We start from the raw sequence: 523 nt of genomic DNA on the forward strand, positions 1-523 counted from the left end.
GAATATTGGTGATTCAATAAAACGTTGTATAAATGGTGGCTACTGCGGGATTTGAACCTGCGACCCCATCATTATGAGTGATGTGCTCTAACCAACTGAGCTAAGTAGCCAATAATAAATCTAATCGATTCACTATTTGTTCTCTAATGAAAGAGAAATAATGGTGCGGTCGGAGAGACTTGAACTCTCACACCTCTCGGCGCCAGAACCTAAATCTGGTGCGTCTACCAATTCCGCCACGACCGCAGCAAATCTTTGTAGTCATACTGAATATTGGTGATTCAATATAACGTTGTAATAGTGGCTGGGCTACCTGGATTCGAACCAGGGAATGCCGGCATCAAAAGCCGGTGCCTTACCGCTTGGCGATAGCCCAACAATGAATGGTCATCTAATGAAAGAAACACATTCTAAATAATGGTGCGGTCGGAGAGACTTGAACTCTCACACCTCTCGGCGCCAGAACCTAAATCTGGTGCGTCTACCAATTCCGCCACGACCGCAGCAAATCTTTATAGTCATA

Annotated in this window: 4 tRNA genes; all 4 read right to left on the reverse strand. The window is 44.9% G+C overall.

The annotated features are described in order from the left end of the window. Window positions 1-33: 33 nt before the first annotated feature. Window positions 34-110, reverse strand: a tRNA-Met gene (locus AB4517_RS19910). A gap of 51 nt (window positions 111-161) precedes the next feature. Then, window positions 162-246 (reverse strand) — tRNA-Leu (locus AB4517_RS19915). Between the two features lie 55 nt (window positions 247-301). Next, a tRNA-Gln gene (locus tag AB4517_RS19920) sits at window positions 302-376 on the reverse strand. Window positions 377-418: 42 nt separating this feature from the next. Then, window positions 419-503 (reverse strand) — tRNA-Leu (locus tag AB4517_RS19925). Window positions 504-523: the final 20 nt, after the last annotated feature.

Source organism: Vibrio sp. 10N.222.52.C3 (assembly GCF_041474195.1).
GTDB classification, from domain to species: domain Bacteria; phylum Pseudomonadota; class Gammaproteobacteria; order Enterobacterales; family Vibrionaceae; genus Vibrio; species Vibrio crassostreae_C.